The following is a 14,484-nucleotide window of genomic DNA, read 5'->3' on the forward strand; positions in this document are numbered from 1 at the left end:
TTTAGTATTATTTTTTCTTATTTTAGCTAAATTTTAATAAGCAAGTTGTTTAATATAAAATAACAAAAAAACTGGTAGGCCAAAGAATATTTATGCTTAATTATTCATCATAAAATAAAATTACACTTTGAAAATTTTGGAACTCTTAATAGTAAAACAATTTTTATTGGTTAGCAAAAAAGATGGGAAATACTAAAAATATTAGGAAGAAGAGAAAATCAAGTAACAATTGCTTTGTTAATTTTTAGAAAAATATTTATCATCAGATTACAAACATAATTTCACTTATAATGTATTAAATCAAATATGATATCTTTAAATTAAGAAACAACTTTTTTACTTTATTTTTAATATAAAAAAATTGACTTATTTGATTAAAAAATTTAAAGATATGGAAATTTGGAATATATAGTAATTCCGATATTTTCTTTTTATGTTGAACTTGGAGCAATTTTGAAGTGTTATTCCGTATAACTTTTTATCCATAGAATTATTAAACCATCAATTATCATTTTCTCCAATACTCTCATGCTGCATGATGTTAGTGTACTACTGAAGGAATAAAAATGTTTTTTGAAGCTTTGAAAGATAGTAAACCTACTGCTTTTGGTTATCTTTTACTAGGAGCTGCTTTTGGAGTTTTATTTCAAAGCCTAAATGTCCACTGGATATATGGAGTTTTAATGAGTGCCACTGTATATGCGGGATTTTCTCAATTTATAGCAATTCCAATATTGGCTTCCCACGGTTCTTTATTCAGTATCGCAATTGCAACTTTTATTGTTAATTTAAGACATATTTTTTACGGAATTGCTTTTCTAGATAAATTCAAAGTAAATAAATTTTTAAAAGGCTATCTTATTTTTGGTTTAACAGATGAATGCTTTTCTATTATTAGCTCAAAAAACATGAAGTATAATAGAAAATATGAAGCAACTATTGTAATATTATGTCACATTTATTGGATTATAGGTACTATAATAGGAATATTTTTACATAAAGAAATTTCTGAGTTTGATATAAATTTTTTGTTTTTTTCTCTTGTCGCTCTATTTGCAATTTTAACAGTAGATGCTTATAAAATTAATAAAGATTTTTATTCTATTTCTATTGGTATATTAACATACATTTTTTTTAAATTTATTGGAGTACAAGAGGTTCTCTTCTTTAGCATGCTAAGTAGCTTTTTTATAATTTATTTTTGGACATTTTTTACTGAAAGTAGTGAGGAAAAAAATGTCTCTTGATAAATATCAAGCGTATATTTTAACAGCAATTATTCTAATGAGTTTTGTTACATATTTAACTCGACTAGTTCCATTTATTTTTTTAAAAAATATAAAAAATAGTTTGATTAAACAAACTGGAATACATTTACCAGTTTGTTTTATGGCAATTCTTACAATTCATTCCATTGATGCTTTAAAAGAATTTGATCCTAATTATATTGTAAATGGCTGGATAGCTTGTCTAGCTTCAATTTTTTTCTATTGTACCATCCGCTCAGTTCTTCTTAGTATGATTCTAGGTACCGCAGTTTATTTTTTAGTACTAAACTACATATAAAAATTAATAAACTTATTTATTAAAATTAATGTGCAAATAACTGCTATTTTAATTGTACACACACAAAAAAAACGGGTTCTTAAAAGAACCCGTTTCAAAAAAATTTATTTACTTTTTCTTCTTTGCAACTACAGCAGCTTTTTTAGCTTTTGCAGGAGAACGAGAACCAGTAACTTGTTCTTTTAAGGATTTGGCAGCACGGAAAGCAATTTTCTTAGAAGCAGGAATTTTAATTTCTTCCCCTGTTTGTGGATTGCGACCCATACGTGGAGCACGTTCTTTTACTTGCAAAATACCAATCTTGTCGATGCGAAGTTTTTTGCCAGAAGCAACTTCACTTTCAACAGTATTTAAAAAGTCAGCAATAACTTCCTTAGTGATTTTTTTTGGAAGTTGGTCAAATTTAGCAGCAACATTTGCGATCATTTGACTAGTAGAAACAGTCTCTGGCTTAGCCATAGGGTACGCCTCCTTTATAAGAAAAAAAGAACAAGAGCCAAATGCTTTGCCCATTTTAACTGTCAAAATTGACACGTAATTTTTTTAAAATGGAAGTTCTGCATGCTCCTGTTACTTAAATATAAGGAAATCATTATATAAGTCAATAGCCCACCGAAAAAATTGTAATAAAGCTAGCGTATAATCGGCACTAGGTGACCTCTATTTACAACTCTATTGATGTGAAATTGAAATTGTAGCATAACAATGTTGATTGAAAGGCAATTTGATGCCTGTTTTTTTATCAAAAAGGAGTTCATATGTCACTTATCGACGCTATTCGTGCAAGACAAATTCTTGATTCACGTGGTAATCCTACTGTTGAAGTTGAAGTTTTAACTTCTGAAGGATATATAGGACGCGCTTCTGTACCATCAGGTGCAAGCACAGGAGAATACGAAGCTTGTGAGCTTCGTGATGGTGATAAATCAATTTATCTTGGCAAAAGTGTATTAAAGGCTGTAGAAAATATAGAACAACATATCGCTCCTCTTCTAGAAGGAGTGATGGAAGTTTCTGATCAAGCCGCAATTGATGATTTACTTATTGATGCTGATGGCACTGAAAATAAATCTAAATTTGGGGCTAATGCTATTTTAGCTGTATCTATGGCATGTGCAAAGGCAGCAGCTGAAGAAGCTGGATTACAATTATACCGTTATTTAGGCGGTACTTATGCAAAAACATTACCTGTTCCGTTAATGAATGTGATCAATGGCGGCGCACATGCAGATAACAATATTGATTTCCAAGAATTTATGATCGTTCCACATGGTTTCAATAATTTTTCTGATTCATTAAGAGCTGGCGTGGAAATCTTTCATCATTTGAAAAAAGTTTTGAATGAAAAAAACTTAGCAACTACAGTAGGTGATGAAGGTGGGTTTGCTCCAAATTTGAAAAATAATGAGGAAGCTCTACAATTATTAACTTCTGCTATTGAAAAAGCTGGATATAAAATTGGTTCCCAAGTTAGTTTTGCTTTAGATGTTGCAGCAAGTTCTTTTTTCAAAGACGGCAAATATAACCTTGAAGGCGAAGGTGTTAAAAAAACATCTTTAGAAATGGTCGATTTCTATGAAAAGCTTTGCAATAAATATCCTATCGTAAGTATTGAAGACGGTTTGGATGAAAATGACTGGGAAGGTTGGAAAATATTAACAGACCGTCTTGGCAGTAAAGTTCAATTGGTTGGAGATGACTTATTTGTTACAAACCCTAAATTACTTGCGAAAGGAATAGAGAGAAAAGTTGGAAATTCTATTTTAATTAAGCTAAATCAAATTGGGACTGTAACTGAAACATTAAAAGCAATTGAACTTGCAAAAGTAAATGGCTATACAACAATTATTTCACACCGCAGTGGTGAGACAGAAGATGCTTTCATAGCTGATTTAGCAGTTGCAACTAATTCTGGACAAATTAAAACTGGTAGTGCTTCTCGCACCGACCGAATTGCAAAGTACAACCAACTTATTCGTATAGAAGAAGAACTAGGAACAACCGCACAGTTTGCGTGGCGAATGGGTCGTCGTCCAAACTAATTGTTCCCAAAAATAGAAACGAATATGACAAACTTTCAGAGTATTGAAATAAAGGACTATTCTATTTTAGCAAGCCTTTTTATAGATCTCAGGGGAAAGGGAGTTTCTCTTTCCACTGCAGATCTAGAAATTTTGCACTCATGGGAAAAAGCAAATCTGAAACCAGAATTTATCATGCAAGTAATGTTTGAATATGCATCTGAATGTCGTTCGAGAGCAAAAGATTTTCCTAATAACCTTGCACCAATTTCTCGCCGCTTACATTCAATTTTAGCTAAGTCAGCTGAATCTTAGGAGACAGAGAAATGAATGAAAATAGATCATTTGAAGACATATTTTCGTCGCTACAAAGGCTAGCTGAAATACGTGAACAAGAAGAAGGCATATTCAAAAGAAATTCAAAAACAAAATGCTTTTGTGGACGTAATGACTTAATTTCACAACAAGCAGAAGAATTTATTGATAATGATGAGTTAGAATCAAACCAAACAAAAGAACCAATTTATATTCAAAAAAATGAATTAACTTTTAAATTTGCAGTTTGTCCAGCATGTAATCCTCGCATTGATTGTAAGATGTGTGAAGGAACAGGTCATAGAATTTTAAATAAGGTTCATGTATATGAAGCAGAAGATGGTGAAACTGAAGAACATTTAGTAGAAGAATTATCTCCAAATTCTTGTGCATGTATGCATACAGAACATTTAGTAAACTTATTAAACAATGCTGATATTCCATGCAAATATATGGATGCAGATTTTATAAATATAAAAGATGAACATTTAAATTCAATACAAGAAAAAAAACTTGCAGATAATATTCAAAAGATTCATTCATTTTGTAAACAAATAGCAATTAAAAAATTAGAAAATTACGATAAAAACTTAAAATACTTCGTTACTTTATTTGGTCCTGTTGGGTCTGGCAAAACTTTATTAGCAATATCAGCATTAAAAATGCTCATTATTGAATTTGGTTTTAGTGGAAAATTTGTTGATTTTCAATTTTTATTAAATCAACTAAAAGCAGAATATGAACAAAATAAATCTGGTGAAGTTCTTCTAAATAAATTAAGAAATATTGATATTTTAGTAATTGATGAACTGGGAAAAGGGCGAAATGAGAATGAATGGCAATTGGAAAAATTAGATGATCTCATTAACTCTAGATACAATGCAAGAAAAGTAACTATTTTAACAACTAATTATTTACCTCCATTATATAAATATGATGAAAAGGATATACCAAGAAACCCAAATCGTGAAATATCCAATTACTGGGGACAAGAAATAAATAATGGAAAAAATCAAAATATCCCAATTCACGAAAGTTTTTGGAATCAATCGTTACTAGAGCGTTTAGGAGCCAGAATGTACGAAAGAATTTATGAGGTTTCTGAATTTATAGATTTTACTGGCCTACCAAGTTTTAGAAAACATATTGGAAAAAGTTTTTTAAATATTTATTCTTCCAATCACTCATAAAAATTTTAATTATAAATAAAAATCAACTCCAGCTTGTGTTGTTAGTAACTCATTTGTTTTTGTACCATTTGAATAAGTTTTTATTTTCCAGTCATAATAGCCATAGCTCATACTAATAAATAAATATTTTTTTGTTTTAAGTTGCTCATCAAATGAGTATTTTAAAATAGGTGTTACTACAAACGAATTGGCATCATTAGCAAGTAATTTTTTCGTAACATAATTAAAATTGAGATCTAAGCCCAGTTGAATATTTCTTGTTAAATAAACTACAGGCTGAACCCCTACACTTACTCTATTTGTTGTTCTAGAATAGCTCTTTCCATCAGATTGTAAAGATTTTCTATCATCACTAATATGTAAAACAGGTAAATTTGAAGCATATACATTGTTTAAAAGAATAATGCTTGTTAAAAGACCACCATATTTATCAAATAAAAACTGCGAGGAATCAGCTATACCTATAGTATTTTGCGGATAATTAGGAGGAACTCTACCTTCGCCATAAAAAGCGTTATTTACGGATGTGTTTGTTGGTTTTGCTTCTTTATCTGCAGGCAATGAGGAAAACCAGATAGTAGTAGTTCCTTTTAATCCATCCGATAGAGGTCTATCAAAGATACCACCAAGAATAAAAGAAGAAGTTAATCTTACTTTATCTTTTTGAACATTTTCAGAAGCATCTTTGCCATAACTATTATATGCACGCATAGATAAAATAGGTTGAAACATTTTTCCTTCAGATAATAAAAATTTACCTGACATAAATAAAGTAGCAACATAATCATCATTTTCATAAAGAATATTATTGCCATTTTGATCAATTAAGGGGTTTCCATTTTTATCTTTTGCTGTTGTATAGACAGATTCTTTATTTAAGGCTAATGAAACTTGAAAGACATCTGTTTCTATTCCAAAACCATTCAGTTCCAATTGATTAAATGGATTTGTTTCTTGAAATAAATAGATTTCTTCGAACTCAAATGTTCTTCTACCAAACCAAACGGAATAACCATGACTTCCAAATGGGATATTTAAATAAAGATCCCTAAGCTGAACAACTTTTTCAGAGTACGTTTTTGGGAACAAATCTAAATGATATTTTTTCTGCCAAGCGTAATACACAGAACTTACTAATGAAAATGTATCAGATTTTTCTATTCCAAGTTTTAGCGAAATGTAGTCAGTACTATAGGCGGCTGCACTGGTGGCTTGATTTTCTAAATTTTGATTAGGAATATCATTACTTTGAAAAGTTTCTCCAGCTGTATTAAAATTACCACGAAATGAACCACTTGCAGACAAAACCCAGTCGTCTAAAAATTTATACTTTTCTTCAGCACTTACATTTTGATGAAAACTCATTAAAAAGCTAACCAAAAGAAAATACTTTCTTTTATTCATATACTTCAATAAAGAAGTATTATTACAACATCTTATATAAAACAAATTGATTTATCCTACAAAAAATTATGATATAACTCAAAATACTCAAGCAAGTCGCCCTTGACCGAGCAAGATTAGATAATATGTTTATACAGATATTATCTTCAACCAAGCAAGGTTGGCATATTTTTGAAAGGTTATTTAAATGATTGCAAAAATTCAAGAAATCATCGAACAACAAATTAGACCTGCTCTACAATCAGACGGAGGAGATATCGAGTTGATTGATGTTGAAGACGGAATTGTAAAAGTTCGTCTTGTAGGTGCTTGTTCTCATTGCCCTTCTAGCGCTATGACATTATACCAAGGTGTGGAAAAAATGTTGATGGATAAAGTGCCAGAAGTAAAAGGCATAGAACAGGTTTGGTAAGATGGAAAATACACAAAATTTAATAACGTTCCATTCTGTGAAAGAATTGAGTTCAAGGGTAACTAAAGAAATTTATGATCTTTTGGGTTCTTTTCCTTGGCAGGAGCGAATTATCTCAGTTGAAAAAAAAGATTCAAAAACATTGATTCGCTTTTATTCTGACGGATTAAATCTAGCGAGCAAAGCACTCATTGAACAATTTTTAAAAGAACAATTAAGCTCTTTTCAGGAAGAATTCGCTGTTTACTTTGAACGAAAAGAAAAAACAACAGCTAGTCCCAATTCAGCTCCAAAATCTGCATCCCAAGAAAAGCCTCAAGTCGAAGATTCTGCAAAAAAAACTTCTTCCGGTAAAAAGCCAATCGCTGGTGTTAAACGCATAATTGCTGTTGCCAGTGGTAAAGGTGGTGTTGGAAAAAGTACCGTAAGCGTAAATTTAGCCATAGCTTTACACAATCAAGGTTATAAAGTTGGTATTCTTGATGCTGATATATATGGCCCAAGCGTACCTACTATGCTTAATCTCCATCAAGATCCTTTAGTGAATGAGCACAACAAAATTATTCCTCCTGAAGCTCACGGCCTAAAGGTAATGTCTTTTGGTTTTTTTGCACCTGAAGAAACTGCTGTTATTTGGCGTGGACCAATGATTATGAAGGCTCTTCAGCAATTCTTCTGGGATGTTGATTGGGGTTCTCTCGATTTTCTAATTATAGATCTTCCACCAGGAACTGGGGATGCACAATTAACTTTAGTTCAAAGTATTCCCATTACTGGATCCGTTATTGTAACAACTCCACAAAACGTTGCTTTGCTTGATGCCGTAAAAGGTATCGCAATGTTCAGAAAAACAGAAGTGCCTATCCTAGGCGTTGTTGAAAATATGTCTACTTTTACTTGTCCTGCTTGTGGTAGTGAATCACATATTTTTGGAACTGGTGGCGCTGAACGCGTTGCCAATAAATTTGAGGTAGAATTACTAGGCCATGTACCATTGTTGCCAGAAGTCAGAGCTGCTGGCGATGAAGGAGAGCCATTAACAACTCAGCCAAATCACCCTATTCGAATTCGTTTTGCTGAAATAGCAGAAAAAGTTGTTAAAAATGCTATACAGATGGAAAATAAGTAATTAAGGGAAATTTTCAAATTTCACACATCCGCGTTTATTTAACATACTATCTACTGTTTTCCTGACTTGTCTAAATGTAACTTTAGCGTTACCTATGTCACAGACTAATCTTGAACTTGTTTGAGGTGGTGGATATGCTGTTAAAGTTACAATAACTTCCCCTCTTTTTGAAATATTATCTCCACTTGAAATTTTTTGATCAACTATTTTTTGAAAATAACTATTTAAATAATTAACCTTTTCAACCGCTCCCATATTTTGAATTGTTGCAACTAAATTTTTTGATTTTGTATCATCATCGGTATTATTGGCTACTTGATTTTCTTTATTCTGCAGGATTAATTTTGTATCCAGCGCTCCAGATATATAACTAATTTTGTCTAAACTTAGAGACTCTGAGTGAACCACTTCAAAGATTCTAGATCGAATATGATCCATTATTAGGGTAGGAGGCGCGATCATTTTATTAGTTAACACAACAAAGACATGTCTTTTTGTAGCATCAACCCATTTTCCCTCATTAATATATGATTGAGCTATAACAATTGCTGTTTCTTTAGATTTCAAATACTTGTTAATATATTTAAATTTCCCTACAAGAAAAAAGTCTTTCGCACCTACCCTACCAGGTTGAAGGTTGCCATCTTTCGTTGTAAAGGCATCTCCTGCTTGAAAAATTGTAGAATTTGAACTCTGTTCATATGCAGGATAACCGCAATTTAGAGGCCCCTTCATCCCACATTCAAAGGAATCATCAGCGTGAGCTGAAAAGGAAATAGCGAACAAGAAAATATAAATTTGTTTAAGATAAAACATTTATTGTCCTTTCTTAGCACAAGATATTCTGATTGATCGTACCCTCATTTTGGCAATTGATAGTTTATTTTTTGACATATTACATAGTAAAATGGAGATCTTTTACTCCAACCTAACAATAAGTTTCTTCTTTTGATTGTTGACTAAATGCATTCAGCATAATATTACGATTGCCATTCATGGTTCAATGCTATGCTTTTAAGAAGTGAATTTTGATTAACTCGCTCGAGAGGTCTTCATAACTGATTGATTTGTAATGTTTTTTTGCTGCTTCAATTGGTATGAAAGAATAGACTCAAATAGCTTTTTAGAAAGACTAGGGCTCTCAAATTCTACACCAACACACCATTCTCCAGATTCAGAACTCGTCCAAGCAACTTTTCCTGTCAAAGATTGCAACCTATCCTCAATATTCTGTTGGTTTACCACTTTTGCTTTTGTATTTTCGCTTAAAGTTGCCAAAGCTGGAACCTTTTCCTCTTCAGCTTTTTTAGCAATAGAGTTCCCTTTAGTTGATGTAGACTTTTTCTTGTTATTTCCAATCTCACTCTCCTTTTTCTTCCCATTTTCTATTTGATTAGAAATCATCTTTGTTATTTCAAGAATTTTCCCATTTTCAATATCATTTGTAGAAGGTAATTTTAAAATAACAGAGCTTCCTGATGAGATAAATTCCATACTAGCGAGCAATTGATTCCAGTCAGTTAAACCAATTTTACTGTTTTTACTGGGTTTTAATTTTACTCCACTGAGTGAACAGTCCTCTATAATTCCACAAAAGTATAAGGGGATGGATTTTATTATTTCTTTTTTTGCAGCTACTTTTTTTGGTGTTTTTAATTCTTTCTTTGTTTTTATTTTTGTCTTTTCTAAGCTTTTTGAGTTTTTAGCTGGAATAGGAGACAACTTTTGCTGATATGCCACAAGACTCTCATTTTCTAAAATAATTTCAGCTATTGCTGGTAAATTACAAGTAATCCTTTTCTGGGCACGAATTTTTCCATCACAAAAACGCTGTGCAACAGCTATTACTACGTCAGGATTAACTGGTTTTTTTAACCAACTTTGACAATCAGGATATTGTTTTAAAGTGGTTTCAATATTTTGCACTACTTCAGTTGTATCAAAAGCTGTAATGAGAACGGGTATGCTATATTGTTTTTTTAATTTAGCTGCAGTTTGCGCACCGTTCGCATCCGGTAAATCATAGTCAATGATAAATGCATCAATGTTGTCGTTTATTTTTGCCAATTCTATTGCTTCAGAAGAGTTTCTTGCTACGATAACCTGAACCCCTGGATAGTGATCTTTAAAAACTTCACTCGTCATTACCAAACTGGCTTTGCTGGCATCGGCTATTAATATTTTTTTCACTCTAACACTCCCCTTGGCTTTCTTAAAAGCATTTAATAGCTACTAAAAATGACATTCTTTAAATAGTAATATGCAACTCTAGGACACAGAGAGGAAAGAATCGAACCGCATAAATATGTGACGAAATAGGAAAAATGATTGCAACAAATCAATTCATAAATAGCTAAATGGGAAAATTGATTACAAATGATCAATTCATAAATATCCAAATTTTTATGGAGACTGGTATAAAATTAGCCAAAGGTACAGGCAGATAAAGAAGACAAAGGCTATGCCTTTGACGAGGCGAGAAGGAATGGCTCCCCAGGGGTGGATTGAACACCCGACCAAGTGATTAACAGTCACTTGCTCTACCACTGAGCTACTGAGGAACTTCTTCGTGAAGTGTGTCTACATAATCAATGCAAAGAGGTCAAGTCGATTTGAAAAAAATTTTAAGATTTTTTTCATTCTTTCTTTTTTGCTCACAATAGAGCAAAAATAGCACTATTTCTAAGGAATGAGGCCCTCAACTCCAAGAATATCGCTCTTTTCCCAAGCAAACTCCCACTTGTGAACCCGTTGTTGACCGGAAACAAGAGGACGTAAGATATCCAATCTTTTCAACCGTCTGTGAAAATTACCTGGATCTATTTCTTGACTTGAAAGCATGCCTACTAACAAGCGTAAATCCTGAATAGAAAACACTTGAGAGAGTAGCTCAAAGGTAAAAGTTGTATTTTTTACCCACAAAGGAACTTGGTTTAGACATTCTCGCAAGAAAAGTCTGCTATCAGGAGCTAAAATGGAGTCTTGTGAGAATAAGTTTTCAGCATCAAGCCACATTCCCTTCGCATGCGCAGAGAACTCTTGCGGCAAGGCAATAGCGCGGACAATAGCTATGCTTTGGACTTGTTCGAATAAAAGATCACGGTCGTAAACGTCTACAATACGGTCTTTACAACGTGCTGAATTAAACCAAGTTTCAAGCTCTGCAAGATGTGACCCTGCAAGAAGATCACTTAAAATTCGACGAGTGCCACCATGCAAATGCATATCTTGTCTAAGAACAATACTTGGAAAAGTCTGTCTCTCGCTGTTTTGATCTTTTGTTACCAATACGCGTAGACTACCATTTACGGCAGCAATCGGAATCAAAAAAAGTTCTGTTTTCAAGAAAGGTTACTCCATCTGTTTTTTCACTGATGCATTTGAAGGATCACCAACTGAATAAAGCTGGGCAAGTAGAGAGAGCCACCCTGCATCTACGATATAAACGATAGGTGAGTCTGATCGTTTTAAATACACATTTTTTTCATTTTTTGGAACCCTATTTCCAACAATTATTTTTATTGGTTGAAGTTTTTCTGCTGTTCCAAACTCAAAAGAAAAAACTTTAAGAGGTTTTGTCATCCCAAACTGCACTAAATCAGTCTCAGAAGGGTTTAAAATAAGATCATCTGCAGTCATAAACTCCCAGTTAGAAAAGAAAGAAAAGGCATCTTGATTGGGAGTCTCAGATACAGCTGGCTGTTGATTGGGAGAAGTTATTTTGTACCAATTATTATCTTTTTTAACAAATGCTAAAGTGTTCGCAAGATTAATTTTATTTATTTTCTCAAGTGCGACATTTAACATAACTAGTCTATTTTTGAACATTTTCTCAAGCGGAACAAGGTCAGGCCAGAGATCTAAATTTAATTTTGCAATAGAACCATCTTTGACATAAGTATAAATACCTTCTTTGGTAATACTTAAATCAAATGTATCAATTGCCTTTCCTGCAGAGTCTTTAAAAGAAATATGCGCTACTGGATTTTTTAAGTTGAATTTTTCAAGCAAACTTTCATTGATTTCAGACTTCTCATATATTTTTTTAGCTAGAAGGCCTTGGAATCTCATCAAATAATCTGAGACAAAACCACTGTCAGCTGGCCATTTACTTGGTTTGAGCACTTCCCAATTATTATTGCTTTTTCCGACTAAAATTACTTTCCCATTATTGGTAATTTCAAAAGAATGGACATCGTCTTTAGTAAATGTACTGACCCGCTTACTTCTAAAATCTTCTAATTTTTTATTCATTATAGTTTCAGAAAAAGCATGATCGATCACTAAAAGTTTTGTCTTGTTCGGATTCATAGCGTAAACAGAAGCTGGAGAAATACTACCGGAAACTTTCCCACCTATTTCAAGCGGACTTCCAACGAAAAGCTTGGCTTCCTGATTCTTTTTTAACTCCACAGAAATTGTTAATTTAGGAGTTTCTAAACCAAATTGTGCTAATTGTTTTTTATCTCCAGTAAGCATATTCTCTGTGTTTACCAATTCTTGCTGAATCCCTAATTGCTGAATAGAAGCTAAAATATTATTAACGGCATCTTGATCTGCTGACAATTGAAGAGGAGTAACAAGACGCCAAGGCTTATCATTTGCATCACGAACAAAAGTAAAATTTCCAGCACTATTTTGAATTGAAAATTTTAAGATATCTTTTGTTTGAAAAAAAAGAGCAAAAGAAGCTTCCTTAGCTTTTTCTTCTTTCTTCTCTGTGTAATACCCTTCACCATAATAAACACCAACTAATGCAGCTATTGCAATTACTCCTAGGCCAACTGTAGTAGAAAATTTCATGCAGATCTCCTTCTCATCCAAATGAAAAAGCCTGCCAACGCCGTTGAAATAGGTAACACACCAGAAAATAAGATTAGCCACAATGCAGGATTTCTTGACAAGTTAAACTGTTTTGGCGTGAAATCTTTTGTAGGAATGGAAACAAGTTCTTGGTCTTGATAAAGATGAGCTATTGTTAAAGGTAACATTTCTTCACTTATTGGGACTGATTTTGAGAATGGACTAACTATACCAAATCCATAAACAACTACTTCTGATTTATCTTTTGCTGCATCTGCTGGTTTAGCAATTGATTTATCTGAAGAAAAATTAGATGCACCAGAAATGTCTACGCTAACAGCCAATGGCCAAGCTTTATTAGGATCAAAATTATTATCGGGGATAAGCTGAAATGGAGAATTTAAATCTATTTTATTTCTTGCCTCAGCAGTTATAGTAATTGGAGCAGCGTTATAAGCAGAAGTTAGAACAATTGAATGGGTTTTTATATTTGAGTTTCCACTTTCATTTAAAATTGTTATAGGCCGAGCTCCATCAATCGGCATCACTCCTTGAGCACCAAATGATTGAGTAATTACTTTTGTAATTGGTGATTCTGTACTAAAATTACTCGCTATAACTGGAGGGCGTGATAAGTTTTGTTTCATTATTTGTTGCCCAATAGGCGTATTAGTATTTAAAGTTAATAATATTGGATCTAACTTTAAATTTAATTTTGCGTATAATTTTTCAAGCCCTTGCTCACGATAAGGATTGACAATTAATACTAAACGTCCGCCTTGTGCAATAAAGTTTTCTAAAAGATTTTCAACCTGCTCAGAATAAGTTATATTGTTATCACCTGCAACCAATACTCTTGCTTCTTTAGGTAAGTTACCCTGTTTAATATTCCATTCTTTAACATCATAAGCTCTAGAGCGCAGAGACATAACTATATCGGAATAATTTTTTTCTGCATTTCCTTCAGAACTGATAGATGGTTCTCCATGTCCAGTTAAAAAGTAAACAACTTTTTTATATTTAATTAAATTAATTATCCCATTTGTTAATTTACTTTCAGTAATTTGCCCCTCAACTTCGCTCTTATTATTATCGGTTAGCAACATCAAACGAGAATAACCAGAAGGCTGTAATTTTTGTATAATAGCTTTATCTGATAAACTTAGCGCTCCCATATACATTAAATTTTTTGATCGACGCATATATAAATTTAATAAGTCAGTACTATTATCACAATAATTATCCGTTGGATTTGATGCTGGAATACAATAAATTTGCACAGGTTTACTTAATGAATCTAATAATTTTTCAGACTCATCACTCAATGAGTTTATTTTATTATTAGTCAAATCAAATGTTTTGGAAAATGTTGTTTTATTTAGTATAACTGCAACTAAAATGATAATTGCAACTGCTATAAGACTAGTAACTGCTGCCTGTGCAAAAAACTTGGGGGCATAAGCTTCATGTTCTTTATTTTTTTCACCAATTGGTGAAACAATGTAAATTATTATTGCCACAGAAATGGAAACTAAAATAATAGGTAATGGTTTAGAAATAAAATATAAATATTGCCACATCAAAACGACTATAAGAGCAACAAACAACGCACCAATTGAAAATTCTAGTTTATGCTTTTTCATT

General features: G+C 32.4%; 14 protein-coding genes and 1 tRNA gene. 7 read left to right on the forward strand and 8 right to left on the reverse strand.

Features of this window, described 5'->3' with window-relative positions:
• Window positions 1-566 precede the first annotated feature (566 nt).
• Window positions 567-1,247, forward strand: coding sequence for an AzlC family ABC transporter permease (locus QEJ31_RS04780; RefSeq protein WP_280592639.1), 681 nt, complete (start codon window positions 567-569; stop codon window positions 1,245-1,247).
• Window positions 1,237-1,566, forward strand: coding sequence for an AzlD domain-containing protein (locus QEJ31_RS04785; RefSeq protein WP_280592640.1), 330 nt, complete (start codon window positions 1,237-1,239; stop codon window positions 1,564-1,566). The genes QEJ31_RS04780 and QEJ31_RS04785 overlap by 11 nt, the downstream gene beginning before the upstream one ends.
• Window positions 1,567-1,674: 108 nt before the next feature.
• On the opposite strand, the gene QEJ31_RS04790 is transcribed toward QEJ31_RS04785, so the two are convergent.
• The gene (locus tag QEJ31_RS04790) at window positions 1,675-2,025 is read right to left on the reverse strand and encodes an HU family DNA-binding protein (RefSeq protein ID WP_348524545.1); all 351 of its coding nucleotides are present in this window, start codon (window positions 2,023-2,025) and stop codon (window positions 1,675-1,677) included.
• A gap of 299 nt (window positions 2,026-2,324) precedes the next feature.
• Between QEJ31_RS04790 and eno the strand changes: the two genes are divergently transcribed.
• Genes eno through QEJ31_RS04805 form a run of 3 tightly spaced genes read left to right on the forward strand, consistent with a single transcriptional unit; the run spans window position 2,325 to window position 5,092 of the window.
• Window positions 2,325-3,608: a phosphopyruvate hydratase gene (gene eno, locus QEJ31_RS04795; protein ID WP_280592641.1), complete on the forward strand. Its 1,284-nt coding sequence runs from the start codon at window positions 2,325-2,327 to the stop codon at window positions 3,606-3,608.
• Between the two features lie 24 nt (window positions 3,609-3,632).
• Window positions 3,633-3,902 (forward strand): hypothetical protein, encoded by a 270-nt coding sequence (locus tag QEJ31_RS04800; protein WP_280592642.1) that lies wholly within the window; start codon window positions 3,633-3,635, stop codon window positions 3,900-3,902.
• Between the two features lie 11 nt (window positions 3,903-3,913).
• Window positions 3,914-5,092, forward strand: a complete 1,179-nt coding sequence (locus QEJ31_RS04805) for an ATP-binding protein (RefSeq protein ID WP_280592643.1) — start codon at window positions 3,914-3,916, stop codon at window positions 5,090-5,092.
• 9 nt (window positions 5,093-5,101) lie between these two features.
• On the opposite strand, the gene QEJ31_RS04810 is transcribed toward QEJ31_RS04805, so the two are convergent.
• On the reverse strand, window positions 5,102-6,457 hold the full coding sequence (locus QEJ31_RS04810) for a hypothetical protein (RefSeq protein ID WP_280592644.1): 1,356 nt from the start codon (window positions 6,455-6,457) through the stop codon (window positions 5,102-5,104).
• A gap of 226 nt (window positions 6,458-6,683) precedes the next feature.
• On the opposite strand from QEJ31_RS04810, the gene QEJ31_RS04815 reads away from it, so the two are divergent.
• Entirely contained in the window at window positions 6,684-6,908 is a 225-nt protein-coding gene (locus tag QEJ31_RS04815; RefSeq protein ID WP_153421330.1) for a NifU family protein, read from the forward strand.
• Between the two features lies 1 nt (window position 6,909).
• Complete coding sequence (locus QEJ31_RS04820; protein ID WP_280592645.1) at window positions 6,910-8,037, forward strand: Mrp/NBP35 family ATP-binding protein; 1,128 nt, start codon at window positions 6,910-6,912, stop codon at window positions 8,035-8,037.
• On the opposite strand, the gene QEJ31_RS04825 is transcribed toward QEJ31_RS04820, so the two are convergent.
• From QEJ31_RS04825 to QEJ31_RS04850, 6 genes are all read right to left on the reverse strand, one after another.
• The gene (locus QEJ31_RS04825; protein WP_280592646.1) at window positions 8,038-8,853 is read right to left on the reverse strand and encodes a hypothetical protein; all 816 of its coding nucleotides are present in this window, start codon (window positions 8,851-8,853) and stop codon (window positions 8,038-8,040) included.
• Window positions 8,854-9,069: 216 nt separating this feature from the next.
• Window positions 9,070-10,227 (reverse strand): response regulator, encoded by a 1,158-nt coding sequence (locus QEJ31_RS04830; protein ID WP_280592647.1) that lies wholly within the window; start codon window positions 10,225-10,227, stop codon window positions 9,070-9,072.
• Between the two features lie 296 nt (window positions 10,228-10,523).
• Window positions 10,524-10,598: transfer RNA gene (locus QEJ31_RS04835), tRNA-Asn, on the reverse strand.
• 121 nt (window positions 10,599-10,719) lie between these two features.
• A complete protein-coding gene (locus QEJ31_RS04840; RefSeq protein WP_280592648.1) occupies window positions 10,720-11,382 on the reverse strand; it encodes a hypothetical protein in 663 nt (220 codons plus the stop codon).
• A gap of 6 nt (window positions 11,383-11,388) precedes the next feature.
• Window positions 11,389-12,840 carry a DUF4340 domain-containing protein gene (locus QEJ31_RS04845; RefSeq protein ID WP_280592649.1) on the reverse strand — a complete coding sequence of 484 codons (1,452 nt, stop codon included), beginning with the start codon at window positions 12,838-12,840 and terminating at the stop codon, window positions 11,389-11,391.
• On the reverse strand, window positions 12,837-14,483 hold the full coding sequence (locus QEJ31_RS04850; RefSeq protein ID WP_280592650.1) for a Gldg family protein: 1,647 nt from the start codon (window positions 14,481-14,483) through the stop codon (window positions 12,837-12,839). The genes QEJ31_RS04845 and QEJ31_RS04850 overlap by 4 nt, the downstream gene beginning before the upstream one ends.
• Window position 14,484 lies beyond the last annotated feature (1 nt).

The sequence above is a fragment of the Pigmentibacter sp. JX0631 genome (assembly GCF_029873255.1).
GTDB lineage: Bacteria > Bdellovibrionota_B > Oligoflexia > Silvanigrellales > Silvanigrellaceae > Silvanigrella.